We start from the raw sequence: 25,666 nt of genomic DNA, 5'->3' as shown, positions 1-25,666 counted from the left end.
GACGGGTAATCTGAAATATCGTGCTTGTACTTGCCGTCGACACCTCGACCCCCGCCGTCACCGCAGGTGTGGTGAGCCTGACAGAGCCCGCCGACGGTGCAGTGACCACCACGCTCGCCACCCGGGTTCGGGTGGACGCTCGATCGCATGCAGAAATTCTGACGCCCAACATTCTCGAGTGCTTGGCAGAGGCCGGCATCACCGCGGCCGAGTTGGAGGCCGTCGTCGTCGGCGTCGGCCCCGGGCCCTACACCGGCCTACGGGTGGGAATGGCGACGGCCGCGGCGTTCGGTGACGCACTCGGTCTTGCGGTGTACGGCGTCTGCAGTCTCGACGCCATCGCCGCAGATGTCTCCGAGCCCGGATCGCTGTTGGTGGTGACCGATGCGCGCCGACGCGAAATCTATTGGGCGCGTTACGAAGCCGGAGTGCGGGTGGCTGGGCCCGACGTTCTCGCCCCGGCCGAACTGGATCCCTTCGGCGTCGACGCGGTGGCCGGATCGGCACCGCATGCTGCGGCTTTCGAGCTTCCGATCCGTGATGTGCAGGCACCGTCTCCGGCCGGGTTGGTCGCGGCTGCTGCCGCCGATATCGGCAGCGGTATCGTCCCGGGCCCTCTCGTCCCGTTGTACCTGCGCCGCCCCGACGCCAAGACGCTCGACGAGCGCGCCGCAGCGAAGGCTTCGAAGTGACGGTGTCGATCGAGTCGATGACGGCGGCGGACGCTGCTCGGTGCGCGTATCTCGAGACCGTGCTGTTCCCGGGTGACGACCCGTGGGCCGAGGATGCATTCATCGCGGAACTGGCGGCGCCACACAATCACTACGTCACCGCGCGGGAAGACGGTGAGGTCGTCGGCTACGCAGGCATCTCGCTGTTGGGGCAGCCGAGCCGCGGAGCATTCGTCGTCGGAGAGTCCGAGGTGCACACCATCGGTGTCGACCCGTCGCATCACCGCAGAGGTATCGGCGGGAAACTGCTGGGCGAATTGCTGCGCGTGGCCGACGAGCACGGTGGGCCGGTCTTTCTGGAGGTCCGCACCGACAACGAGCCCGCCATCGAGTTGTACCGACGCGAAGGGTTCGAGATCGTGGGCACCAGGGCGAAGTACTACCAACCGAGCGGGGCGGATGCCTTCACCATGCGTCGGTCCGAGAAGACAGAAGGATCAACTCGATGATCGTTATGGGTATCGAAAGTTCCTGCGACGAAACAGGAGTCGGGATCGTCCGCTGGGGCGGAGCGGGGACCTGCGAGCTGATGGCCGATGAGGTGGCCTCCAGTGTCGACGAACATGCGCGGTACGGCGGAGTGGTGCCCGAGGTGGCGTCGCGCGCGCATCTCGAGGCCATCGTGCCGACCATGCGGCGGGCTCTGGAGGCCGCAGACATCGAGCGTCCCGACGCCGTCGCGGTGACGATCGGGCCGGGGCTGGCCGGGGCGTTGCTGGTCGGGGTTGCCGCTGCCAAGGCGTACGCCGCGGCCTGGGGTGTGCCCTTCTACGCGGTCAACCATCTCGGCGGACATGTCGCGGTCGACACACTCGAGCACGGGCCGATGCCGTCGTGCGTGGCACTGTTGGTATCCGGTGGGCATACTCATCTGCTGCACGTCGACGATCTGTCCCGGCCGATCGCCGAGCTCGGGACTACGGTCGACGATGCAGCCGGGGAGGCCTTCGACAAGGTTGCGCGGCTGTTGGGATTGGGCTACCCGGGTGGTCCGGCCCTCGATGATGCTGCGCGCGAGGGTGATCCGACCGCGATCGCGTTTCCCCGAGGAATGACCGGCCCACGCGACGCCCGCTACGATTTCTCGTTTTCCGGGGTCAAGACGGCTGTTGCTCGGTTCGTCGAGGCCAGGCACCGTGCAGGAGATCCGATTCCGGTCGCGGACATCGCCGCGTCCTTCCAGGAATCCGTCGCCGATGTCCTGACGATGAAGGCCGTTCGCGCGGCAACCGACGTCGACGTCGACACGATCGTGCTGGGTGGGGGTGCCACCGCCAACTCTCGCATTCGTTCGCTGATCGAAAGTCGTTGTGCCGAGCAGGGTTTGACGCTGAGAATTCCGAAACCGCGACTGTGCACCGACAACGGCGTGATGATCGCCGCCCTGGGTGCCCACCTCGTCGCAGGCGGAGCCGAGCCTTCGGCATTGACCGCAGTGACCGATCCCGGCCTGTCGGTGGCGACCAGTCAGGTGCCCGGCTGAGCGTCCTGTGTGGACGCGGCGGTGGTCTCGGACGAACGGGTTGTCGACGGCACGGCCGCGGACAGAGGCTCACTCGAGGGGGCCGGTGCAGGCGGCGACCATACCGTCGGCGGTGCCGTCAGTTCCGGCGTGGGCTCCGAACCGCTGACATCGGTGGTCGGCACACTGATCGACTCGGTCGGCACCGGAGTGAACTCGGGAGTGACCTCGGCCGTGGGCTCAGGCGTCGGACTCGGAACGATCTCGGTCGTATCGCTGGGGTCCGAAGGCTCGATCGGTTCGGAGGGCCGAACCGGAATCGTGGTCACCGACGTCGGCGGTTCGATCGGGATTGCGGTGGTGACATCGGGGGACGAAGGATTCGACGTGGGGTCGATCGGCCACTCGATCGGTGGGAGGTCGGGTGCCGGACGCAGCGTCGGGGTACTGGTCGGCGGAGCGGTCGTGGTCGACCGCGACGACGATCCGGTGGCGTCGACCGAGGTTGCCGTCGGGTCGGATCGATCCCCGGGGGTGCTTCCCGTCGTCGGCGGGTTCTCGTCGGGGGACCAGCCCTCGGTGACCGGCATACCGGCGTCGTTCGATTCGGTCGCGGATCGGGCGGCACTTCCGGCCGGTGAGACGTTGGGATCGTCGGCCGGCGTCATCGTCTGCACACCGTAGGCGAGCACCAGTCCACCGGCGACGACCGCGGCCGCGATCGCACCGGAGTATCGGCTCATCCGGCCTGCGCTGTTGCGCGTGGCCGAGACGAGTTGGTAGCCGCCGCCGACGGTCGACGCGGCGACGGCAGCAGCGCCGACGGCCAGAACGGCGTCGGGTTCCGGCAGTCGAACGACCGGGGCGTGGAACTGATCGGTGAGCGTGGCGGCGAACCGGGGAATGTGCGCTCCTCCGCCGATCAGCACGATGGCCTCGGGTTCGTGAGTGCTCTCGGCGAACACCCCGCGGACGAACTGAGCGGCGGTGTAGAAGATCGGGGTCACGGCGGTGTCGAACGCGTCACGGGTGACCGTCAGAGGGATTCCGCTGTACCGCTCGATGCGAACTTCGTCCTCGTGGGAGAGCTGTTCCTTGATCGATCGGTACCGCGCAGACCCGATTCCGCGGTCGTCGCGGATGTCGTCCCGAAGGTTGTCACGGGTCATGTCCTGCACGAGGTTCTTGACGAGCACGTCGAGCGCGTCGCCGCCGACGGCGTCCGACCGGCCGTGCGCCAGCACCGTTTCGGCGGTCCGATCGGTGACGGTGACCGACATCCCCGAGGCTCCGAGATCGACCAGCGCGATCGTGTCGTACCGATCGATGAGGCCGGTGGGTGCCAGGTACGCGGACGCGGCCGCCGATTCCGGCACCAGTCGAACATCGCGCGTGGTGTGGGCGAGCGCCGCGCGAATGCCCGCAGCGTGCTCCTCCGTGCGATAGGTGACGGCGATCGCGTCGGGGCAGCGGTGGCCGGGGATCAGAGAGGCCATGAGTTCGATGGCCGAGGTGACCAGATCACCGATGTCGGTGTTGGCTTGGCGATCGGTGGAGACGGTGCGGTACTCGACCGTGCGACTACCGTCGGTGTCGACGGTGACGAGGGCTGCGCACACGACCTCGGATCCGGTGGATATGCCCACTCCTACCCGCATGCTGCACCTCCCACCCCTGTGTACCTGTCCGGAATCGACTGCTCTTTGTGCCATGTCGCGGCACAGCTGTCGATCGTTATCGTTCGGACAGCTCCGTTATCGTAACGTTACTTCGCGCTCCGGCGCGAGCGTGATATACGGCTCGGCCGGTTGCTCGGTGCGTGTCGATCGCCTCCTACCTGGCCTTTCGATGGCTCGACGAAGGCTGGGAAAAAGGCGAGAAACGACTGCGATGCTCGGCGTTTCGGACCCGAATTCGGCCGCTTTCGAATCTCCGCGGTCGTGCGGAACGGTGCGTGACCACTCTCGTGCGCACGCGTGCGACCACGGCGTCGCGAACCTGGCGAACCCAGCCCTTGAGTGCTGGCACTCTCGTGTATAGAGTGCTAGTTGGCACCGAGCGAAGTCCCGGCACCCGCGACGACGGGAACGAGCTCAGGCCGTGATTGTCAGAACCGCACGAGAAGTACTTACACACAGCTGTCCGGGGATCCGACCCCGGACGCGTACCCCATAACTTTGGAGGGCTCAACGTGGCGAGCGTGAAAATCAAGCCGCTCGAGGACAAGATCCTCGTCCAGGCCAACGAGGCCGAGACGACGACCGCCTCCGGTCTGGTCATCCCCGACACAGCCAAGGAGAAGCCCCAGGAGGGCACCGTCGTCGCCGTGGGCGAAGGCCGTGTCACCGAGAAGGGCAACCGCATCCCGGTCGACGTCAAAGAAGGTGACACCGTCATCTACAGCAAGTACGGCGGCACCGAGATCAAGTACGCCGGCGAGGAGTACCTGATTCTGTCGGCACGCGACGTGCTGGCTGTCATCGCCAAGTAGGCCACAACGCATCCCGCCCCGGTATCCGATTTTCGTGTCGGTCCCGGGGCGGTGTGCGTTCGATCGAGTTTCTTTACTCGAAGGAGTAACACCGAAACATGGCAAAGCAAATCCAATTCAACGAGGAAGCGCGCCGCGCACTCGAACGCGGCGTCGACAAGCTGGCCGACGCAGTCAAGGTGACGCTCGGACCGCGGGGACGCCACGTCGTCCTGTCCAAGGCATTCGGCGGTCCGACCGTCACGAACGACGGCGTCTCGATCGCTCGTGAGATCGACCTGGAAGATCCGTTCGAGAACCTCGGCGCGCAGCTGGTCAAGAGCGTCGCCACCAAGACTAACGACGTTGCAGGCGACGGAACCACCACCGCGACGGTCCTCGCGCAGGCGCTGGTACGCGGCGGTCTGAAGAACATCGCCGCGGGTGCCAACCCGATCGCGCTCGGCACCGGCATCTCCAAGGCGGCCGACAAGGTCGCCGAGGCTCTGCTCGCCGCCGCAACCCCGGTCGAGGGCAAGCAGGCGATCGCTCAGGTCGCCACCGTGTCCTCGCGTGACCCCGAGATCGGCGAACTCGTCGGCGAGGCGCTCACCCGCGTCGGCGCAGACGGCGTCGTCACCGTCGAGGAGTCCTCGACGCTGCTCACCGAGCTCTCGGTCACCGAAGGCGTGCAGTTCGACAAGGGCTACCTCTCGCCGTACTTCGTCACCGACGTCGACGCGCAGGAAGCAGTTCTCGAGGACGCCTACGTCCTGCTGTACCGCGAGAAGATCACCTCGCTTCCGGACTTTCTGCCCCTGCTGGAGAAGGTTGCCGAGAGCGGCAAGCCGTTGCTCATCATCGCCGAGGACACCGAAGGTGAAGTTCTCTCGACGCTGGTCGTCAACTCCATCCGCAAGACGATCAAGGCCGTGGCAGTCAAGGCACCGTTCTTCGGTGATCGCCGCAAGGCATTCCTCGACGATCTCGCCGTCGTGACGGCCGGGCAGGTCATCACCGCCGATGTGGGTCTGAGTCTGAAGGAAGCCGGCCTCGAGCTGCTCGGTCGCGCTCGTCGCGTCGTCGTCAGCAAGGACGACACGACCATCGTCGACGGTGCGGGCACGCAGGACGACATCGATGCGCGCGTCGGTCAGCTCCGCCGCGAGATAGAGAACACCGACTCCGAGTGGGATCGCGAGAAGCTCGAAGAGCGTCTGGCGAAGCTCTCGGGCGGCATTGCGGTCATCAAGGTCGGCGCTGCCACCGAGACCGAGCTCAAGGAACGCAAGTTCCGCGTCGACGACGCTGTGGCTGCGGCCAAGGCTGCCGTCGAAGAGGGAATCGTCCCCGGCGGCGGCTCGGCTCTGACTCAGGCAGCGTTGGCTCTGGCCGACGACCTGGGCCTGACCGGCGACGAAGCCACCGGTGTGGCCGTGGTGCGCACCGCGCTCAACGCACCGCTGTTCTGGATCGCCTCCAACGCGGGCATCGACGGTTCCGTCGTCGTCAGCAAGGTGGCAGAACTGCCGAAGGGTCACGGATTCAACGCCGCGACCCTGACGTACGGCGACCTGCTGGCCGACGGCGTCGTCGATCCGGTCAAGGTGACTCGCTCCGCTGTGGTCAACGCCGCGTCGGTTGCTCGCATGATCCTGACGACCGAGAGCGCGATCGTGGAGAAGCCGGAAGAGGCCTCCGAGCCTGCTTCCGGGCACGGACACGCTCACTGACGTTCGGTGACACGAGAAAGCCCCCGACCCGAACGGGTTGGGGGCTTTCTTGCGTGTTCGAGTGCTTACACCGCGATGCGGCGGCGGTTGTGACGAGCGTGCAGTTCCCGCTCGGTCTCCGACATCCCTCCCCAGATCCCGTATGGCTCGCTGACGTTGAGAGCGTGTGTACGGCATTGGGCGAGTACGGGGCAGCTGCGGCACATTTCCTTGGCCCGCATCTCGCGCTGTGCTCGTGCCCGGCCCCGCTCGCCGTCCGGGTGGAAGAACATGGACGAATCGACGCCACGGCACAGGCCGTGCATCTGCCAATCCCAAATGTCGGCGTTCGGCCCAGGGAGGTGATTCGGCTGCGGCATGGAAACTCCTAGGGTGGTGTGGCTTCTCGGATTCGTGATCCGAATGCCGACAACGTTATGTGGGTCGACGAAATCGAGTCAATAGTTCTCTGTCGTGGGCAAATGCATAGTTATGGGGCAAAGAATTAACACGGGCGATATTTACTTCGACTCACCTGCGTGCGTGTCCTTCCTGTTGAAGAATCCGCCGCCACGCGAGACGATGGGAAGCGCACCGGCTTTCCGGCTGCTGGTGCGGTGCTGCGGAACGCAGGCGGCCCGAGTCGGGCGACAGGGCCGAGGCTGGATCCAGCAGTCCGTCGTTGTCGATGTTTCCGCTGATCACAGCCTTGCCGATAGCATCGAGGGCGCTTCGGCTCCATGCGTCGGGTTCGACGTCGGTTCGCTCGCTCTAGCCCACGCGAGGTGTCCGGCACGATCGCGCGGATCGCTGGGTAAAGGCGGAGTGGGCGAGCATTCGGCAGGCGACTCGTCGGGGGTCGATTGTGTGACCGAGTGCGCCGATTAACCTATTCGCCACACAGCGTTCAGATTCTCGTCTTCGAGTCGGCCCGTGTTCACATTGTTAATTCCTTGAAAACTGCATTCCGTGTGCGCGAAACGATGCAGTGATACTTCTTTCGGACCGTTGCCGAATTCGCCCGTGCAATTTGCGTCGCGTCGAATCGGTGGGACTCGGGCGTAGTTCGCCGCGCGCGAAGGCCCTACCCTCGATTGCGTGCCAACAGAGCAGAGCTCGCTGTTCACCGCGACGCAGTCCGAACTCTTCGACGCTGCCTTCGGCAGCAACCCCGGCCGATTCCCTCTCCCCGCCGCCACCGATTCGCGAGAGAGCTGGTTTCGCAGTGTCGCGTTGGCAGGCCAGGGGCGGTACAGCGCCGCCGAAGTCGAGCTTCGGCGGCATCGACCCCACAGCCAGGAACTTCGGTCGCTGCACGCCTCGACCAGAGCATCGTGGTTGCGTCAGGTGGGCGAACACGAGCGAGCCCGCCGCTTCGACGGCATCGCGGTCTTTCTCGTCGGACTCGTGGGACCGCCGACATCGACGGACGCGACAGAGGCCCGTAGCGATGCGCTGACCGGCCTGGCCGCAGATGCATTGGGAAGCGGACGTTTTCATCTCGCGGACGCCCTGCTGGCCCGCAGTACGGAGCAATGGCAGGGCCGCGTCGGTCGGGGGCTGTGGCGTCCCGCACTGCGAGCGGCGTGGGTGGCGGCCGAGCTGGCGATGATGCGCGGCGACGGACCCGAGGCGGTCCGACACGCCGAGGCCGCTCGCGCTCTCGCCAACGATGCCGATTCGTTACGCCACGTCGTCAAGACCGACCTGGTGGCTGCGGCGGCACTGAGCTGTGTCGGTGAGACCTCCCGGGCCCGTGAGTCGGCCGTCCAGGTGGCCTGCGCTGCGGAGATGGCCGGTCTGCTGCCCCTGCGCTGGGCCGCCACGATGTTGTGCGAGGGAACGGGCGGGCTCGACGCGGGGATGACCTCGTCCGTCGACCTGGCCGCCGCCATCGATCGTCCGGGTGGTTCGACGGTCGGTTGACCAGGACCTGGGTCGGAGGCGGACCGAGTGGTTCGGTTGTGACCGGGTGGTGTCGCTATCCTTGGTCTCGTTCCACCACCACGTGGAAGCGCTCCCAGGCGGGTGCGTACCTGTAACGCGGGGAAATTTGTCGACGATGAACAGTGCGGGTGAGGAGTTGGACTCTTTCGTCGTTGCCGCAGCGCAAGGCGATCGACTGGCTCTGTCCCGGGTCTTGGAATTCATCCGACCACTCGTCGTTCGGTACTGCCGGGCACGGGTCGGTTCGGCTGAGCGCGGTCAGCTTTCGGCCGACGACGTGGCGCAGGAGGTCCTTTTGGCAGTCATGACCGCCTTGCCGCGATACCAGGACCAAGGTCGTCCGTTCATGGCATTCGTGTACGGCATCGCGGCTCACAAGGTCGCCGACGCCCATCGCAGCGCCTCGCGTAACAAATCGGACCCGGCCGCCGAAGTACCAGATGTCGTGTCGATGGAGCACGGACCGGAGCAACGCGCTCTCGAATCCGAGTCGAGTCGACAGATGACTGCACTGCTGGACACCTTGCCCGCCAAGCACCGCGAGATTCTGGTGCTCCGACTCGTAGTCGGATTGTCGGCCGAGGAAACAGCAGCCGCCGTCGGCAGCACTGCAGGCGCTATCCGCGTGGCTCAGCACCGAGCTATCGCAAAACTGAAGAACGAAGTTGTGAGAGCAGGTGAAATGTATGGCTAGGGACAATGGTCACGGTGGCCCCGGTGAGACGCCGCGTCGCGGAATCTCGCGTATCGGTGAGCACGTGAGCTCCACTGGACCGAAGCAGAACGATCCCTATGCCGACATCGGCGCAGACGGTGGTCCTGTGGACCTCGTCGCCGTACGTCGTGACGATGCGTTCATCGACGCGATCAGTGGTGACGGACCGATTGCCACCGATGACGCAGACGAGTACCAACTCGCCCTTCTGTTGGCCAATTGGCGAGCAGACGTGGTCACGCCGGCGATGCCGGCCGGACCCTCCCTCGATGTGGTCGTCGCCTCGGTCGAACGCGAGAAGCTCGCCGCCGACATGGCGCGCTCGAGCTCGGCCAACCGCGGTGGACGGATGCGTTTGCTGCGTCCCATCGCCGGTGCCGCAGCCGCGATCGCCGTCGTGATGGGTGGCCTGGTGGTCATCTCGTACAACTCGACACCGGACGATCCGCTGTGGAGCGTCAAGTCGGTCGTCTTCTCCGAGCAGGCCGATTCGACTGTGGCGCAGATCGATACGACGTCCAAGCTGCAAGAGGCGGAGACTCTCCTGTCCTCCGGGGACACCACTGCCGCTCGCGCACTGCTCGACGGCGCGTCGAACAGCAGTTCCGCTGTGCTCGACGACGGTCAGCGCGCCGAGCTCGATCAGTGGCTGGCGCGTCTGCTGCAGGAACTGCAGGCACTCACGCTGCCCGCGCCTGTGCCGCCCCAGGCTCCGGCTCCGGTTCCGCCGGCTCCGGTCCCCAGTCCCGAGGTCTTCGTGCCACCGGCACCGGTGGAGCAGGTCACGCCCGACACCACGGGTGTGCCGACCACTCCGGCTCCGACAACGACGACGCCCGTGGCTCCACCCACGACGACGACTCCGAGTCCGACAACGACCACGAACGTCACACCGACGGTGCTCGACGCGCCCGATCAGCCGACGGCGACTGCCGGTGGTAGTAGCTCGTCGGAGAACCGCGACCGCATGTCGGTTCCCTCCGGCGGCAGCTGACCGGTTTTCGCGTCCCTCCCGAACAACGAAGAAGCCCGACACGATGATCGTGTCGGGCTTCTTCGTGCGGAGGTGTCGAAAAAGTCAGCTGTCGAATCCGTCGCCGTGCAAGGCGTCGTTCATCGAGGCGTCCGCGAAACCGCGGCAGTAATCCCAGGTCACGTAGGCGTCGGGCACGGGGTCGTAGGCAGGCTCGTGAGGCCGGACGGTGCCGTCGACCAGGAGCTGCAGAAGGTTGGCCCGCAACATGTCCCAGTCGTGGTAGTGGTCCTGCTGGCAATCCTCGCAGCACACGACCAGTCCGCGAATGCCGCGGTGGCCGAGCAGTGCCTCGTAGACGGCCAGGTCCGCCAGGTCCTCTTCGACGGCCAGGCGCTCCTGAGGATCTAGGGGTTGGCCGGGCTCGATAGCGTCGAGGGCGGCCGACGGGTCGGCTGGGTCTCCGGCGAAGGGATCCGGGGGTAGACCGGGAGGCAGTTGATCGCGCACGCCTCCACGGTACGCAGGACTGGTGGGTCTGCGCCAGCCGTTCGAATGCGACATGCCGGACGCGTCCGCCGCCGACAATGCTGCGGACCGCGATTTCGGTGCTCGAAGGCCACTCACAGCGGGAGGCATTCGCACTGGTTGTGCCCTAGCCGATACCATGGTTCACGGCGCTGAACAGATGAGTGCAAGTGCCGAAACTCCATCCGTTCTCCAATCCCGCACTGCGGTGCGCCTGCGAGCTCTCACCGGCCGCACGCCGCGCCGAAGTGCAACCAGGCTCTAGGGAGGGCCAGATTCGCATGAGTAGTCCCGGAGCCCACGTCCGCACAGGCGGCGACGATCCCAACAAGGTCGCGATGCTCGGCCTCACGTTCGACGACGTCCTGCTGCTGCCGGCCGCTTCGGATCTGATTCCCAGCTCGGTCGACACCTCCAGCCAGATCACCCGCGAGATTCGCCTGCGGGTGCCGCTGGTCAGCTCCGCCATGGATACCGTCACCGAGGCCCGGATGGCCATCGCCATGGCCCGCGCGGGCGGTATGGGCGTGCTGCACCGCAACCTGTCGCTGCAGGATCAGGCGTCCCAGGTCGAGACGGTCAAGCGCTCGGAGGCCGGGATGGTCACCGACCCCGTCACGTGCAAGCCCACCGACTCGTTGGCCGAGGTCGACGCCATGTGTGCGCGCTTCCGTATCTCCGGACTTCCCGTCACCGACGAGACCGGCGCGTTGGTCGGCATCATCACCAACCGCGACATGCGGTTCGAGGTCGATCAGAACCGGCGCGTCGCCGACGTGATGACCAAGGCACCGTTGATCACCGCGCAGGAGGGCGTCACCGCGGAAGCGGCGCTCGGCCTGCTGCGTCGCCACAAGATCGAGAAGTTGCCGATCGTGGATGGCAAGGGCGCACTCACCGGCCTGATCACCGTGAAGGACTTCGTCAAGACCGAGCAGCACCCCGATGCCACCAAGGACCGTGACGGTCGCCTGCTGGTCGGTGCCGCTGTGGGCGTCGGGCAGGATGCCTGGGCTCGGTCGATGGCACTGACCGACGCCGGGGTGGACGTCATCATCGTCGACACCGCGCACGGCCACAATTCGCAGGTACTCGAGATGGTCAGCAAGCTCAAAGCCGAGGTGGGCGACCGCGTACAGGTCGTCGGCGGCAACGTGGCCACCCGCGCGGGCGCACTCGCCCTCGTCGAGGCAGGTGCGGACGCGGTCAAGGTGGGCGTCGGACCGGGATCGATCTGCACCACCCGTGTGGTCGCAGGCGTCGGCGCTCCGCAGATCACCGCAATCCTCGAAGCCGTCGCCGCGTGCAAGCCGCACGGTGTGCCGGTCATCGCCGACGGCGGTCTGCAGTTCTCCGGTGACATCGCCAAGGCACTCGCTGCCGGGGCGTCGACCGCCATGCTCGGATCGTTGCTGGCCGGCACCGCGGAGTCCCCGGGTGAGCTGATTCTGGTGGGCGGCAAGCAGTTCAAGAGCTACCGCGGCATGGGTTCGCTCGGCGCGATGCAGGGACGAGGGGGAGCGAAGTCGTTCTCCAAGGACCGCTACTTCCAGGACGATGTGCTGGCCGAGGACAAGTTGGTGCCCGAGGGCATCGAAGGTCGCGTCCCGTACCGCGGACCGTTGAACCAGGTCATCCACCAGCTCACCGGTGGTCTGCGCGCTGCGATGGGGTACACCGGGTCCACCTCGATCGAGGACCTGCAGAACGCCCAGTTCGTGCAGATCACTGCGGCCGGGCTCAAGGAGAGCCACCCGCACGACATCACGATGACCGCAGAGGCCCCGAACTACACCACCCGATAGTCGCTTCGGCCTATCCTCGGCCGACTCGATTCGCTCTCGAAGTAGAAAGGTGCGCGCGTGCGCGACCTCGTTGAAATCGGCATGGGCAGAGAAGCCCGCCGCACCTACCAGTTGGACGACATCGACATCGTGCCGTCCCGTCGTACCCGGTCGTCGAAGGAGGTGTCGACGGCATGGCAGCTCGACGCGTACCGCTTCGACATTCCCGTTCTGGCGCATCCGACCGATGCTCTGGTCTCGCCCGAGTTCGCCATCGAGCTGGGTCGCCAGGGTGGGCTGGGGGTCATCAACGGTGAGGGACTGTGGGCGCGCCACTCGGACGTGCAGGCCAAGCTCGATCAGCTGATCCACATCGCCGAGACCGATCTCGATCCCGACGCCCCGATCGCCTTTCTGCAGGAACTGCACTCCGCGCCGATTCGGCCGGATCTGCTGGCAGCAGCGGTCGGTCAGGTCCGTGACTCCGGGGTGACCGTCGCCGTTCGGGTGAGCCCGCAGAACGCTCGCTCGCTCACGCCTGCCCTCGTGGCATCGGGCCTGGATCTGCTGGTCATCCAGGGCACGATCATCTCCGCCGAGCACGTTGCTCACGGTGAGGACGAGCCGCTGAACCTCAAGACCTTCATCGCGGAGCTCGATGTTCCCGTCATCGCCGGCGGCGTGAGCGATCACCGCACCGCACTGCACCTGATGCGCACCGGCGCGGCAGGCGTCATCGTCGGGTACGGCTCGGTCGAAGGTGGCACGACCACCGGTGAGGTGCTCGGTATCGGCGTTCCGATGGCCACCGCCATCGCCGATGCGGCCGCAGCACGTCGGGACTACCTGGACGAAACCGGCGGGCGCTACGTGCACGTCATCGCCGACGGCGACATCACCACCTCCGGTGCCCTCGCCAAGGCCATCGCCTGCGGGGCCGATGCTGCGGTTCTCGGTGCGCCGCTCGCCGTCGCCGCGGAGGCTCCCGGTGGAGGTTGGTACTGGCCGTCCGCCGCGGCGCACCCGTCCATGCCTCGCGGCGCGCTGCTGCCGATGTCGGCGGGGGAGCGTCCGAGCCTGGACCAGGTGCTCAACGGACCGTCGCGTGAGTCGTACGGCTCGATCAACCTCGTCGGCGGACTGCGTCGGTCGATGGCGAAGTCCGGGTACTCCGATCTCAAGGAATTCCAGAAGGTGGGCCTGAACGTCAGGGCTTGATCGAGACTGCTCCAGCAGGGCGCGCACTCCTTTCACACAGGGGTGCGCGCCCTTTCTGCTGCATGTCGTCCACGTAAGTCGACCCTGTGTTGGTGATACCTCTCGTAACAGCTAGAATCGTTTGTGGCGGTAGTCACATGGGGGTGTGCATACTGTTCGACAGCATCGGATGTAGCGGAGGTCACCATGGGTTCAGCTGTTCGCGCAACGGATTACGACGTCTTGATCGTCGGTTCGGGCTTCGGCGGGAGCGTCACCGCGCTTCGGTTGGTGGAGAAGGGATACCGCGTCGGCATCCTGGAAGCCGGACAACGCTTCGAGGACAAGGACTTCGCGAAGAACAGTTGGGATCTCAAGCGCTTCCTGTGGGCACCGAAGCTCGGCCTCTACGGCATCCAGCGCGTGCACCTGCTGCGCGACTGCCTCATCCTCGCCGGTGCCGGAGTCGGCGGCGGCTCGCTGAACTACGCGAACACCCTCTACAAGCCCCAGGCTCCGTTCTTCGAGGACAAGCAGTGGTCGCACATCACCGACTGGAGCAGTGAGCTCTCGCCGTTCTACGACCAGGCCACCCGCATGCTCGGCGTCGTCCGCAACCCGCACATGACCCCCGCCGACGAGGTGATGAAGTCGGTTGCCGAGGACATGGGCGTCGCCGATACCTTCATCCAGACGCCGGTGGGAGTGTTCTTCGGGGAAGAACCCGGCAAGACCGTCCCGGATCCGTACTTCGGCGGTGCAGGCCCCGAGCGCACCGGATGTATCGAATGCGGCGAGTGCATGACCGGTTGCCGCCACGGAGCCAAGAACACCCTGCTGAAGAACTACCTCGGCCTGGCCGAGCGCGCAGGAGCCGAGATCGTGCCGATGACGACCGTCACCGGTCTCGTTCCCCGATCCGACGGCACCTGGGACGTCGACACCGAACGAACCGGCGCTCGGCTGCGCAAGGGGCGCAAGACCTACAGTGCGGCCAACGTGGTTCTCGCCGCAGGCACCTGGGGTACGCAGAACCTGCTGCACAAGATGAAGGACACGGGCGCGCTGCCCCGTCTGTCCGACACACTCGGGGAACTGACGCGCACCAACTCCGAGTCGATCGTCGGGGCCGCGAAGTTGGCGGTCGATCCGAACATGGACCTCACTCGCGGAGTCGCGATCACGTCCTCGTTCCACCCCAGCCCCAACACCCACATCGAACCGTGCCGATACGGCAAGGGCTCGAACGCGATGGGCATGCTGCAGACACTGATGACCGACGGCGGCGGAAAGATTCCCCGGTGGCTCAAGTTCGTGTTCGCGCTGATCGCGCACCCGATTCAGTTCCTGCGCGTGGTCAACGTTCGGCACTGGAGCGAGCGCACCATCATCGCGCTGGTGATGCAGAACCTCGACAACTCGATCACCACGTTCACCAAGCGTGGTCCCTTCGGCCGCAAGATCTCGAGCAAGCAGGGGCACGGTGAGCCCAACCCGACGTGGATCCCCGAGGGCAACGACGCCACCCGACGCATCGCGAAGAAGATCGGTGGTGTTGCAGGCGGTACGTGGGGAGAGTTGTTCAACATTCCGCTCACGGCCCACTTCCTCGGTGGATGTGCGATCGCCTCGGATTCCGAGCACGGCGTCATCGATCCGTACCACCGCGTCCACGGCTACCCGACGCTCAGCGTGGTCGACGGGGCTGCCGTGTCGGCCAACCTCGGAGTGAACCCGTCGCTGACGATCAGCGCGCAGGCCGAGCGTTCCGCCGCGCTGTGGCCGAACAAGGGCGAGCTGGATCTCCGTCCGGCACAGGGGCTGCCGTACCAGCGTCTCGACCCGATCGCCCCGAACTCTCCGGTCGTCCCGGTGGATGCTCCGGGTGGTCTGCGACTGCCGATCGTCGAGATCCGGTCCGGCTCCTCGGCGATGCCCGTCGAGCGTTCGGGTGTTGCGTGAGCGCTACACCTGGCCCACTAGACTGACCCGGTGACCGACTCCTCTGCACACGATCCCGCACACGCACGCCCGGTTCTCGTCGTCGATTTCGGCGCCCAGTACGCGCAGTTGATCGCCCGCCGTGTGCGCGAGGCCAATGTGTACTCCGAGGTGATCTCGCATACCGCGACCGCCGAGGAGATCGCGGCGAAGGACCCTGTCGCGCTTGTGCTTTCCGGCGGACCCTCCAGCGTCTACGCCGAGGGTGCGCCGGAGCTCGATTCCGCGCTCCTCGACCTCGGCATCCCCGTGTTCGGCATCTGCTACGGATTCCAGGCCATGGCCCAGGCCCTCGGCGGAACCGTCGAACACACCGGAACGCGGGAGTACGGGCGCACCCAACTCAGCGTGGACGGCGGTCGTCTGCACGACGGTCTGCCCGCCACGCAGCCGGTCTGGATGAGTCACGGTGACGCCGTCACCGCGGCCCCGGAGGGCTTCACCGTCACCGCAACCAGCGCGGGCGCGCCGGTCGCTGCCTTCGAGAACGAGGGCAAGCGCATGGCGGGCGTGCAGTATCACCCTGAGGTTCTGCACTCCCCGCACGGGCAGCAGGTGCTCAGCCGGTTCCTGCACGAGACGGCGGGTATCGCCCCGGACTGGACTGCAGCCAACATCGCCGACGCACTGGTCGACGCAGTGCAGGAGCAGGTGGGCCCAACGGGCAAGGCCATCTGTGGCCTCTCGGGCGGCGTCGACTCCGCGGTTGCGGCGGCACTGGTGCAGCGGGCGATCGGTGACCGGCTGACCTGTGTCTTCGTCGACCACGGACTGCTGCGCGCCGGCGAGCGTGAGCAGGTGCAGCAGGATTTCGTCGCCGCGACGGGTGCAAAGTTGGTCACCGTCGATGCGGTCGATACCTTCCTCGGCGCGCTCGAGGGCGTCTCCGACCCGGAGGAGAAGCGCAAGATCATCGGCCGCGAGTTCATCCGGAGCTTCGAAGGCGCTGTGGCCGAGGTGCTGGGCGAGAACGCCGAGCACGGCGATGCGGTCGAGTTCCTGGTGCAGGGCACGTTGTACCCGGACGTCGTCGAGTCCGGTGGCGGGTCCGGTACCGCGAACATCAAGAGTCACCACAACGTCGGCGGGCTGCCGGACGATTTGCAGTTCGCCCTGGTCGAGCCGCTTCGTGCACTGTTCAAGGACGAGGTGCGTGCGGTCGGGCGAGAATTGGGATTGCCCGAGGACATCGTCGGCAGGCAGCCGTTCCCTGGACCCGGTCTGGCGATTCGCATCGTCGGTGAGATCACCCGCGACCGTCTGAACACGCTCCGTCATGCCGATTCGATTGTCCGCGAAGAACTTACGGTAGCGGGCTTGGATCAGCAGATCTGGCAGTGCCCGGTGGTGCTCTTGGCCGACGTGCGCAGTGTCGGAGTGCAGGGCGACGGCCGTACCTACGGCCATCCGATCGTGCTGCGTCCGGTCTCGAGCGAGGACGCGATGACTGCGGACTGGACTCGTTTGCCGTACGACGTGCTGGAAACGATTTCGACTCGGGTGACCAACGAGGTTCCGGAGGTCAACCGAGTCGTTCTCGACGTCACGAGCAAGCCGCCGGGCACCATCGAGTGGGAGTAGCGGACTCAGCTCTTTCTGCTGGGGCCCAGTAGTAGCGCGAAGCCGACTACCACCGCGGCGACGACGAACACCCAGCGGAACTGAACGTCGCCGAGTGCCGCGATTGCTCCCTGGCCGATGAGGGCTGCGACCGAGACGACCATGGCGGCCAGCCCGGCGAGGAGCAGCAGCGCCGAGGGGCCGCGTCGGCTCGACGTGCGATCCTCGGTGGCGGAGTCGTCGTAGTCGCGGCCGACACGGTCGGTCTTGTTCTTCTTCACTGGTTCCCCACTTTCAGTTCGCCGAGTGCCAGATCCCCCACGATCGTCAGTACCGGATCGTCGCTGCTCGTTCCCGGACCGAACCTCGAGTCGGTAGGGCACGAACCCAACGCCGCCTCGCACTGCACGATCACGTTCATCGAATCGGGCACGGTCACCGATGCACTGCCCAGCGCCACATCGATCTCTACGGTCCGGTCCTCGGTGAGGTCGAGGCCCGTGAGGTCGAGGTCCAGCTCACCCATACCGACGTCGTAGGTGGCGTCGAGATCGGCAACGGTGATCGGTGCGATGCGCTGCGTTCCCGACGCACTGTTGCCCACGTCCATCGGACCGACCGCTGACGCCAGGACGACGAAGCCGGCCAGGGGTGCCGCGACCACCAGCAATCCGTAGCCCTTGCGCAGGAATGCGCCGAGCAGGAGTCCCACCGAGATGACCGCGAGCGCGACGGCTCCGACGCGGCCCGCCGAGGCCCAGTCTCCGCCGGTTGCGGCACCTACCGCCGCGGTGATGCCGGCAGCGAGCAGAGCCAGGCCGAGAAAGCTTGCCGTCCAACGTGATCGACGCTTGCGTTCGATCGCCGCAGGCGGGAATATGCCTGCCGGTTCGGGAAGATCCCAGGCGAACGGTGCCACACCGAGTGGGTCCCACGACGGGGGAGTCACGGTGGGCATATCGGTCGGCGTGTCGTTCGGCTTCTCGGCGAATGCGGTCGTCTTGCTCAGGTTCACGGTGTGCGCGTCGGCGTCGGCTTCGGTGTGCTCGAGCGGCTTCGGTGTCGGAACGTAGCTCTTGGGCAGAGTCGTGTACGGGGTGTAGCTCTGGTGTTGGAACTGCGGCGGACGATACTGCGCGGCCGTCCACTGCTCGGCCGACGTGCTGGGAGATCCGAACGGTCTCGGGGCGTATCGGTTGCGGGAGAACTCCGGCGTTCGCATGTACGGCGGCGGCTCCGGGCACCGTTGGTGCAGCAACCACAGTCCGCCGAGCATCGCCACCAGAGAGATCAGCCCCGAACCCCCGAGTCCGACGCCCACCGGGCCGATCGTCGACACCGCAATGACCAATGCCACCGCCACGACCACCATCTTGGTCGTCGAATCGGAGCTGTTGCCACGCCCGACCAGCGACTCCGCGCCCGACGCGGTGTCACCGGCGCGGTTGAGGACAAGCCACCCCGCCAGATACAGCACGATGCCGGTACCGCCGAACAAGGTGGAGACGACGAACGCGATCCGAATCAGAACGGGGTCGACGTCGTAGCGATAGCCGATACCGGCCGCAACACCCGCCACATGCCCGCGTTGCGGCAAGCGGTGCGGACGGGTGCGCCACATCTGCTGAAGTTGATCCGAGACGGTCACGTTGCTCATGACAACCATCGTGGCCGCCACGAGCACCGAACACATCAGGGATACCCCTGATCTTCATCCCCGAAATCGGGTCCACCTCGCCGGATCCGCGAAACATCAGGGCGAACCCTGATGCGATCACCACCGCATCCGTGCCAGGATCGAAGGCGTGCACCCTGTCGACAATCCACCCGTCGACGCCGCCCGGAACACACCGTCCCCGGCAGGCGACGCGACGGCTACCCATGGCACGCCGACCGCTGTCCCCGTCGCTCCCGTTGTCCCTGTCACTCCTGCTTTTCCTGTCGCTTCTGCAGGCTCCGCTCCTGCTTTTCCTGTCACTCCTGCAGGCTCCGCTCCTGCCCCCTTCCAACGCCGCGGCGGCGGACGCATCGTCGGCGGCGTGGCAGGCGGGCTCGCCGACCATCTCGGCATCGACGTGTTCAAGATTCGGGTGGCGTTCGCGCTGCTCGCCGCGTCCGCCGGTGCCGGCATCGCCGCATACGGATTGATCTGGATGTTCACGCCCGCGGGCGAGGACACCGCGCATCCGAGTGCCGCCGAACGCCAGCGTGCGCTCGGGTTGGCTGCTATCGGTCTCGGCCTCGCCGTCGGTCTCGCCTGGCTTCTCAGCGGTACCGCTGCTTCGGTCATCGTGCCGGTCATCGTCGTGGTGATCGGTGCGGCCCTGGTCTGGCGCGAGTTCGACTCCGAGGGACCGCGAACAGCTGTGGGTCTGCCCAAGCATCCGACCGTGTTGAGTTGGGCGAGGGTCGTCGGCGGAGCGACGTTGATCGTGCTCGGCCTCGCCGTGGTGGTGCTCGCCCGCGTCGATCTGGCCGCACTGCGCTCGTCGCTGCTGGCGGTGGTGGTCACTCTCGTCGGCGTCGGCCTGCTGACGGTTCCCATCTGGTTGCGCACCTGGCGCGCGCTCGGTGCCGAGCGGTCTGCACGCATCCGCAACGACGAACGCGAGGAAATCGCGTCGCACCTGCACGATTCGGTGCTGCAGACACTGGCGCTGATCCAGAAGCAGTCCGACCAGCCGCAGGAGGTGATGCGGTTGGCGCGGGGGCAGGAGCGTGAACTACGCAAATGGCTCTTCGACGGCGGCGACACCGACAACTCCAGCTTGGCCGACGCGCTCAAGACCATCTCCGGGGAGGTCGAGGATCAGCACGGCGTGACGGTTCGACCCATCACAGTCGGTGACGTACACCTACTGCCCGACGACGTCGAGTCAGGCCTGTCCCGCGAGAGCTTCACCGCGCTACTGGGTGCCACGCGAGAGTCTCTTGTCAACGCGGCCAAGCACTCCGGTGAGACCAATATCGATCTGTTCGCCGAAACCGAACCGGAACAGGTCAGCGTCTTCGTCCGCGATCGCGGTACCGGGTTCGACGAATCCGAGGTACCCGAGGATCGACAGGGACTGGCGAAGTCCATTCGGGGACGCATCGAGCGCCGCGGTGGCACGGTGCAGGTACGGTCGACCGTCGGCAAGGGAACCGAAGTGCGAATCTTCATGCCCCGCAACGGCGCCTCCGTCACCACCGAATCTTCCGAATCCACCCAGCAGGAGCAGCCGACGTGACCGAACCTTTCCGCGTTTTCCTGGTCGACGATCATGCGGTGTTCCGTTCCGGTGTGCGAGCCGAACTCGCTCGCGAGGCGGACATCGACGTCGTCGGGGAAGCCGGAGGCGTCGCCGAGGCGGTCTCGGGCATCGACTCGACGAAGCCGGACGTGGTGTTGCTCGACGTGCACATGCCCGACGGCGGCGGCGTGGCCGTGTTGAACCGCATCTCCGAGGGGCCGGTATGTCTCGCCCTGAGTGTGTCCGACGCCGCCGAGGACGTCATCGCCGTCATCCGTGCCGGGGCGAGGGGATACGTCACCAAGACGATCTCCGGCTCTGAGCTCGCCGACGGTGTTCGACGCGTCGCCGGGGGAGATGCCGTCTTCAGCCCCCGACTGGCCGGGTTCGTCCTCGATTCGTTCACCGGTCGCAGCGCCGCCCCGGAGCCCCCGCTGGATCCGGAACTCGATTCGCTCACGCCCCGTGAACTCGAGGTGTTGCGGTTGCTGGCGCGCGGATACACCTATCGCGAGATTGCCGAGGATCTGTTCATCTCCGTCAAGACCGTCGAGACGCATGCCTCGAACGTTCTACGAAAGACTCAGCAGTCCAACAGGAATGCGCTCACCCGATGGGCGCACAAGCGTCGAATCGACTAGGGGACCTACGTCGATCGGAGAAGTGTCGCCAGGATCGTCGCGTGACGGATCAGGAACGTGTGCTCGTCGAGCTTCTTGCGTCGGAGCCACCCGGTCACTTCGCTGTTGTGTTTGCTGGCGTTGCAGGAGGGGCAGGCCGGCACGACGTTGTCGAGTGTGTACCGGCCACCGCGAGAGACCGGCGTGATGCAGTCGCGTTGCAGCGGCGCACTCGTCGCGCGACAGTAGGCGCACCCTCCCCAGGCGTCGAGAAGTTCCGCCCACTGGGAGGCGGTGAGGTCGTTGTCCACTCGGGCGAGCCGTCGTCGCCGTCGTTTCGTGTAGCGCGCCCGCGTTGCCTTCGGCAGCTCAGCGGCGGGGAGCTTGCGGCGAGGGTGCACAACGGCGCCGATACTTCGGCCGCGGCAGCACTTCCGTGTTTTGCCTCCGCGCGCCGAAATTCACACCGTTGCCGAGTATCGCCGGATGATGAGCATGGCAGACGACACGGGCCACACCGGCCCGGACGCACAGTGCTTGACCTTCGACCAACGCGAAGCCTCAGGATTTCACCATGACTGATTCGGAAGAAGAATTCCTGACCATCGGTGCGTTCGCTCGCTCGAGCGGCCTGACCCCCAGCGCCCTGCGGTTCTACGACGACTGCGCACTGCTCGTCCCGGCCTTCATCGACGCCAAGTCCGGCTATCGCTACTACACCCGAGCACAAGCGAAGCGGGCGAACATCATTCGGCAACTTCGGGAGATCGGTATGTCGCTCGACAAGGTGGCCTCTGCCCTCGACGGCGACGGAGCTGCAGCGGTCGACATCGTGGATCGGCACGTCGACGAGCTCGCCGCACGGGCGCGGGCAGCAGCCGAGGCCGCAGTGTCCATCCGCCGGTTGTTCGACGAAAAATACTGCACAGCAACGGTATCTGCCGCCGAGTTCGCGTCGGCGGTGGAACAGGTCGCGTCTGCGGCCGGGACCAGCGAGGAGTTTCCGGTGCTGCGGGGCGTGCTGGTCGAGGTGGACGGTGGCACTGTCACCCTCACTGCGACCGATCGGTATCGACTGTCCACCCGAAGTCTCGTTGCGCAGTGCTCGGCCGGCACCTCTTGGTCTCGAGTTGCGGCGATCGGCTCACTCGGGACGGTGACTACAACTGGCACTCTCGCGCTGACAGCAACCGACGACTCGATGGTGATCGACTCCGACGGTGCTCGGGCTGCGGTGGATCCGGTCGACGGCGAATTCCCCGACTGGCGGACGATCATGGATGGCTTGGCTCCGACCGTGACCAGGGTTGTGCTGCAACGAGATTTCGTTCCGCTCGGCGGCGGCACCCTTCGGATCGAGGCCGGGCCGAACGGCGTCCGGGTCGATGGTGTTGCGGTCCCCGCACAGGTGACCGGTTCGGAGAGCGTGGTGTTCTTCGACGCGGCCGTTCTGCAGGCGGCCGTTGCGTCGGCTGTCGGGCCCGACCTGATGCTCGATATCGCTGCACCGGATCACTCGATGCTCGTGCGTTCCGCGGTCGACGGCGCTCTGACGACACTGGTGATGCCGGTTCTCGGCTGATCGAGTGCTTCCTGTCGTCGAAAGTCGGCGAAGTGTCGACTTTCGATGACTGGGTATCGGCTCCCACACTCGATACCGTCGACGGTATGGACGACAAGATGCTCGGGGAGACGCCACCGGCGGTGCTGTGGTTCTCCCGCGGCGATCGGCTCTTCCTGATCGTCGGTGCCGTGATGATCGGTGGGTTGCTGGGATTCGCGGTGCCGTACGTGGCGGAGTGGGGAGCGTCGCTCACCTGGATACCGTTCCAGGGTCCGTTGGAATTGATCGCGTCGTGGTCGCAGTGGTGGGTGCGGTACGTCTGCATCGGGGTGGGGGTACTGCTCGGGCTGGCGTTGGTGGTCGCCGTGTTCTACGACACTGCCCGGGTGGCGGTGTCCGAGGCAGTCGTACGCATCACCGAGAAGGGCGAGACCGTCACCGTGTCCAGATCACAGGTAGGCACCGTGTTCGTCGACGGCAAGGAACTGGTGTTGCTCGACGCGGCGTCGCGTCAGCTGGTGCGGGTGCCGAGCGAGGAGAAGCGTGAGGCGATCGAGACGGTATTCGAGCAGCGGGGCTACTCGGTTGCGCCCGGTGATCCCTACGACGATCTCTATCACCTGTGGGTGCCCGAGACCCCGGGTCTGGCACCGGAGGTGAATGCGGTGCTCAGGGCTCGGGACATGGCACTGAAGAAGAAGGCGGGTGCCGATGCACGCGAATTGCGTTCGGAGCTGGACAGACTCGGCGTGGTGGTGCGCGACAAGAAGACCAGCCAGTACTGGCGCCCCCTGGTCAGATCATGACTGTGCTGCGACGGCATCGAGAACGCGCATGGGATGTCGCCGCCATCGTGTTCGCGCTGTTGCTGGTGTTGTCGGTAGCCGCAGGCACCGAGGGTATGACCACCACCCGAACGGTCGTCTCGATCGTCGTGGGCGTTCTCGGTGCCGTGCTGTTGTGGTGGCGTCGCCGGTGGCCGATCGAGCTTGCGGTGGCGCTGGCGCTGTGTGCTGTTCTCACCGATGCAGTGGGTGGGGCCGAACTGGTGGCCGTTTTCACGGTGGCTTCTCGAAAGTCGTGGCGGGTCACCACCGCGGTGGTGGTTCTGCACGTGCTGGCGTCGATGATCTGGACGACCGTGTGGGCCGAGCTGTCGATTCTCTACGTCGCGATGACAAGTCTCGCCTTTCTGAGCATCCCGGCGGCATGGGGCATCGTCGTCAAATCGCGTCGCGAGGTGATCGATTCGCTACGTGAGCGGGCCGAACGAGCAGAGTCGGAATCGAACCTGCGAGCCGAGACAGTTCGCGGACTCGAACGTGAGCGGATCGCGCGGGAGATGCATGATGCTCTCGCACATCGGATCTCGTTGGTCAGTCTCCATGCGGGTGCGCTCGAGGTCCGGCCGGATGTCGGTGCGCGGGAGGTCGAAGCACTCGCGTCGACCATCAGATCCAATGCGCACGGTGCCCTGGAGGATCTGCGCGAGATACTGGGAGTACTTCGATCGGGCGACGTGAGTGTTCCGCGTCCACAACCGGGTGTGGACGATATAGCTGCGCTGATCGAGGATTCGGAGAAAGCCGGTACGCAGGTGACGTTCGTCGACGAGATGCCCGCGAACCTCACGCTGCCTGCCTCGGCCTCTCGCACCGTTCACCGTGTCATTCAGGAGGGGCTCACCAACGCGAGAAAGCATGCGCCGGGTGTGCCGGTTCGCTGCGGAATTGCTCCGACGGGCAGCGAGATCAGGGTGTGGCTCGAAAACGGTATCAGTGCAGAGAGATTCGCGACAGTGCCCGGTTCTCGCTCGGGGATGATCGGCCTCACCGAGCGAATCGAGCTGGCAGGCGGACGAATCGAGTACGGTATCGCCCGTAGTAGCGTCGGAGTGGTCTACCGTTTGGAAGCGTGGTTACCGTGCCCGAACTGACCGATGATCCCGAGGCAGCCGATGTGCTCGAGGTGTTGCTGGTCGACGACGACGCGTTGGTGCGGGCGGGACTGTCTCTCATCTTGAGTTCGGATCCGGGTATCACAGTGGTCGGCGAGGCGTCGGACGGGCGCAGCGGTATGGAGGCAGTGCACACGCTGGCTCCCGATGTGGTTCTGATGGATGTTCGGATGCCTGTCCTGGATGGTCTGGCCGCCACCGAAATGCTTCGAGCGGAGGGTTTTTCAGCGGCAATCGTAGTGCTGACCACCTTCGACACCGACGAATATCTGCTGCGGGCTCTGCGGGCGGGCGCAAACGGGTTCTTGCTGAAGGACACTCCGCCGCGGGACATCATCGACGCGGTGCATCGCGTCGGAACCGGAGAGTCGATGCTGTCGCCTACAGCCGTCGGACGCTTGGTTGCGCACTGGCGCGAGCAGGATGCCCGATCGCACGATTCTGCCACCGAACGTGCACGGGCGCTGCTCGATGCGCTGACCGATCGTGAACGTGAGGTGGCCGTTGCCGTCGGATCGGGAAAGTCCAACGCGGAGATCAGTGCTGAGCTGTACATGAGTGTGGCGACCGTGAAGACCTATGTCTCACGAATCCTCACGAAACTGGAGTGCAGCAACAGGGTTCAGATCGCGATCATCGTGCACGAGGCGCGTTGACGGGGTCGATCACCAATTCGGTGGCGGCGTCGAGTACCTGCCTGCGGGTGAAGCCGGGATGGTCGGCGTCGAGCAGTCGGCTGCCGATTGCGACACAGAACGCAATCAGGCACCGAGCTTCGAGCTCGACTCCCTTGGTACCGTTGCCCGCGAACGACTTGCGCAGCAACTCCATTCGTCGGTTGTCGACCTCTCGCAGCCGTTCGGCGACGCCCGAGTCTCGGCGCGCCCATTCGCGTACCGCCATGTCCGTCGGTAGGCGTTCGCCGTCGAATGTGAGGTGGCCGGCGAGGACGGCCCGGTCCGCCGGATCTCCGCCGGCTTGTTCGACGGCAGCGAGTACCTCGTCGACGCTGTCAGTGCGCCACCGGTCGAGCATGGCGTCGAGGAGGGCGGCTCTGTCCGAGAAGTGGCCGTAGAAGCCGCCTTTGGTCACTCCGATGCGTGTGGCAAGGACTTCCACGCGGACTGCATCGGGACCGCCTTCGACGAGGAGTGCCAAGCCCTCCTCGATCCACCTGTCACGTGGGGTGCGTGCGCGAGGCAAGGTGCCCTC

Annotated in this window: 25 protein-coding genes; 18 read left to right on the top strand and 7 right to left on the bottom strand. The window is 65.9% G+C overall.

Annotated features, from left to right (window positions below):
* Positions 1-20: 20 nt before the first annotated feature.
* The 3 genes from tsaB to tsaD are packed head-to-tail and all read left to right on the top strand — an operon-like array spanning position 21 to position 2,214.
* Positions 21-692: a tRNA (adenosine(37)-N6)-threonylcarbamoyltransferase complex dimerization subunit type 1 TsaB gene (tsaB, locus tag AYK61_RS07930; RefSeq protein ID WP_121870415.1), complete on the top strand. Its 672-nt coding sequence runs from the start codon at positions 21-23 to the stop codon at positions 690-692.
* Positions 689-1,180: a ribosomal protein S18-alanine N-acetyltransferase gene (gene rimI, locus AYK61_RS07925; RefSeq protein ID WP_121870414.1), complete on the top strand. Its 492-nt coding sequence runs from the start codon at positions 689-691 to the stop codon at positions 1,178-1,180. The genes tsaB and rimI overlap by 4 nt, the downstream gene beginning before the upstream one ends.
* Positions 1,177-2,214 carry a tRNA (adenosine(37)-N6)-threonylcarbamoyltransferase complex transferase subunit TsaD gene (gene tsaD / locus AYK61_RS07920; RefSeq protein ID WP_121870413.1) on the top strand — a complete coding sequence of 346 codons (1,038 nt, stop codon included), beginning with the start codon at positions 1,177-1,179 and terminating at the stop codon, positions 2,212-2,214. Before rimI ends, tsaD begins: the two co-directional genes overlap by 4 nt.
* Here the strand turns inward: tsaD and AYK61_RS07915 are convergent.
* The gene (locus AYK61_RS07915; RefSeq protein ID WP_183130206.1) at positions 2,199-3,851 is read right to left on the bottom strand and encodes an Hsp70 family protein; all 1,653 of its coding nucleotides are present in this window, start codon (positions 3,849-3,851) and stop codon (positions 2,199-2,201) included. The two genes, tsaD and AYK61_RS07915, sit on opposite strands and share 16 nt — an antisense overlap.
* Before the next feature lie 533 nt (positions 3,852-4,384).
* Here AYK61_RS07915 and groES point away from each other — a divergent pair.
* On the top strand, positions 4,385-4,684 hold the full coding sequence (gene groES, locus AYK61_RS07910; RefSeq protein ID WP_008718149.1) for a co-chaperone GroES: 300 nt from the start codon (positions 4,385-4,387) through the stop codon (positions 4,682-4,684).
* Between the two features lie 98 nt (positions 4,685-4,782).
* Entirely contained in the window at positions 4,783-6,396 is a 1,614-nt protein-coding gene (gene groL / locus AYK61_RS07905; RefSeq protein WP_121870411.1) for a chaperonin GroEL, read from the top strand.
* A 65-nt stretch (positions 6,397-6,461) separates the two neighbouring features.
* Here groL and AYK61_RS07900 read toward each other — a convergent pair whose 3' ends face one another.
* Complete coding sequence (locus AYK61_RS07900) at positions 6,462-6,755, bottom strand: WhiB family transcriptional regulator (protein WP_027496361.1); 294 nt, start codon at positions 6,753-6,755, stop codon at positions 6,462-6,464.
* Positions 6,756-7,473: 718 nt separating this feature from the next.
* On the opposite strand from AYK61_RS07900, the gene AYK61_RS07890 reads away from it, so the two are divergent.
* The 3 genes from AYK61_RS07890 to AYK61_RS07880 all read left to right on the top strand — a co-directional run bounded on the left by AYK61_RS07890 (position 7,474) and on the right by AYK61_RS07880 (position 10,031).
* Positions 7,474-8,301 (top strand): hypothetical protein, encoded by an 828-nt coding sequence (locus tag AYK61_RS07890; protein ID WP_121870409.1) that lies wholly within the window; start codon positions 7,474-7,476, stop codon positions 8,299-8,301.
* A gap of 136 nt (positions 8,302-8,437) precedes the next feature.
* Entirely contained in the window at positions 8,438-9,016 is a 579-nt protein-coding gene (locus AYK61_RS07885; protein WP_121870408.1) for a sigma-70 family RNA polymerase sigma factor, read from the top strand.
* Positions 9,009-10,031 (top strand): anti-sigma-D factor RsdA, encoded by a 1,023-nt coding sequence (locus tag AYK61_RS07880; protein WP_121870407.1) that lies wholly within the window; start codon positions 9,009-9,011, stop codon positions 10,029-10,031. The genes AYK61_RS07885 and AYK61_RS07880 overlap by 8 nt, the downstream gene beginning before the upstream one ends.
* Positions 10,032-10,115: 84 nt before the next feature.
* Here AYK61_RS07880 and AYK61_RS07875 read toward each other — a convergent pair whose 3' ends face one another.
* Complete coding sequence (locus AYK61_RS07875; RefSeq protein WP_032378069.1) at positions 10,116-10,520, bottom strand: DUF5319 domain-containing protein; 405 nt, start codon at positions 10,518-10,520, stop codon at positions 10,116-10,118.
* Positions 10,521-10,819: 299 nt separating this feature from the next.
* Between AYK61_RS07875 and guaB the strand changes: the two genes are divergently transcribed.
* From guaB to guaA, 4 genes are all read left to right on the top strand, one after another.
* Complete coding sequence (guaB, locus tag AYK61_RS07870) at positions 10,820-12,343, top strand: IMP dehydrogenase (protein ID WP_183130205.1); 1,524 nt, start codon at positions 10,820-10,822, stop codon at positions 12,341-12,343.
* A 57-nt stretch (positions 12,344-12,400) separates the two neighbouring features.
* A complete protein-coding gene (locus tag AYK61_RS07865; protein WP_121870406.1) occupies positions 12,401-13,540 on the top strand; it encodes a GuaB3 family IMP dehydrogenase-related protein in 1,140 nt (379 codons plus the stop codon).
* Positions 13,541-13,726: 186 nt separating this feature from the next.
* Positions 13,727-15,481, top strand: a complete 1,755-nt coding sequence (locus AYK61_RS07860) for an FAD-dependent oxidoreductase (protein WP_121870405.1) — start codon at positions 13,727-13,729, stop codon at positions 15,479-15,481.
* A 30-nt stretch (positions 15,482-15,511) separates the two neighbouring features.
* The gene (gene guaA / locus AYK61_RS07855) at positions 15,512-17,101 is read left to right on the top strand and encodes a glutamine-hydrolyzing GMP synthase (RefSeq protein ID WP_032397497.1); all 1,590 of its coding nucleotides are present in this window, start codon (positions 15,512-15,514) and stop codon (positions 17,099-17,101) included.
* Between the two features lie 5 nt (positions 17,102-17,106).
* Here the strand turns inward: guaA and AYK61_RS07850 are convergent, their stop codons facing one another.
* Complete coding sequence (locus AYK61_RS07850; protein WP_121870404.1) at positions 17,107-17,361, bottom strand: hypothetical protein; 255 nt, start codon at positions 17,359-17,361, stop codon at positions 17,107-17,109.
* Positions 17,358-18,737, bottom strand: coding sequence for a PspC domain-containing protein (locus AYK61_RS07845; protein WP_259467963.1), 1,380 nt, complete (start codon positions 18,735-18,737; stop codon positions 17,358-17,360). Before AYK61_RS07845 ends, AYK61_RS07850 begins: the two co-directional genes overlap by 4 nt.
* Positions 18,738-18,885: 148 nt before the next feature.
* On the opposite strand from AYK61_RS07845, the gene AYK61_RS07840 reads away from it, so the two are divergent.
* The gene (locus AYK61_RS07840; protein WP_121870402.1) at positions 18,886-20,310 is read left to right on the top strand and encodes a sensor histidine kinase; all 1,425 of its coding nucleotides are present in this window, start codon (positions 18,886-18,888) and stop codon (positions 20,308-20,310) included.
* A complete protein-coding gene (locus AYK61_RS07835; protein WP_121870401.1) occupies positions 20,307-20,954 on the top strand; it encodes a response regulator transcription factor in 648 nt (215 codons plus the stop codon). Before AYK61_RS07840 ends, AYK61_RS07835 begins: the two co-directional genes overlap by 4 nt.
* A 5-nt stretch (positions 20,955-20,959) precedes the next feature.
* Here the strand turns inward: AYK61_RS07835 and AYK61_RS07830 are convergent, their stop codons facing one another.
* The gene (locus AYK61_RS07830; RefSeq protein WP_121872558.1) at positions 20,960-21,301 is read right to left on the bottom strand and encodes an HNH endonuclease; all 342 of its coding nucleotides are present in this window, start codon (positions 21,299-21,301) and stop codon (positions 20,960-20,962) included.
* A 206-nt stretch (positions 21,302-21,507) separates the two neighbouring features.
* On the opposite strand from AYK61_RS07830, the gene AYK61_RS07825 reads away from it, so the two are divergent.
* From AYK61_RS07825 to AYK61_RS07810, 4 genes are read left to right on the top strand one after another with little or no spacing between them, the layout of a single operon-like run.
* Positions 21,508-22,515, top strand: a complete 1,008-nt coding sequence (locus tag AYK61_RS07825; RefSeq protein ID WP_121870400.1) for a MerR family transcriptional regulator — start codon at positions 21,508-21,510, stop codon at positions 22,513-22,515.
* 32 nt (positions 22,516-22,547) lie between these two features.
* A complete protein-coding gene (locus tag AYK61_RS07820) occupies positions 22,548-23,303 on the top strand; it encodes an alkaline shock response membrane anchor protein AmaP (RefSeq protein ID WP_259467962.1) in 756 nt (251 codons plus the stop codon).
* Entirely contained in the window at positions 23,300-24,433 is a 1,134-nt protein-coding gene (locus AYK61_RS07815; protein ID WP_121870399.1) for a sensor histidine kinase, read from the top strand. Before AYK61_RS07820 ends, AYK61_RS07815 begins: the two co-directional genes overlap by 4 nt.
* On the top strand, positions 24,421-25,110 hold the full coding sequence (locus tag AYK61_RS07810) for a response regulator transcription factor (RefSeq protein ID WP_237669141.1): 690 nt from the start codon (positions 24,421-24,423) through the stop codon (positions 25,108-25,110). Before AYK61_RS07815 ends, AYK61_RS07810 begins: the two co-directional genes overlap by 13 nt.
* Here AYK61_RS07810 and AYK61_RS07805 read toward each other — a convergent pair.
* Positions 25,088-25,657 carry a TetR/AcrR family transcriptional regulator gene (locus AYK61_RS07805; protein WP_183130204.1) on the bottom strand — a complete coding sequence of 190 codons (570 nt, stop codon included), beginning with the start codon at positions 25,655-25,657 and terminating at the stop codon, positions 25,088-25,090. The two genes, AYK61_RS07810 and AYK61_RS07805, sit on opposite strands and share 23 nt — an antisense overlap.
* Positions 25,658-25,666: the final 9 nt, after the last annotated feature.

The sequence above is a fragment of the Rhodococcus sp. SBT000017 genome, assembly GCF_003688915.1.
In the GTDB taxonomy this organism is placed as follows: Bacteria; Actinomycetota; Actinomycetes; order Mycobacteriales; family Mycobacteriaceae; genus Rhodococcoides.
This window is presented reverse-complemented; position numbering and strand designations above follow the sequence as displayed.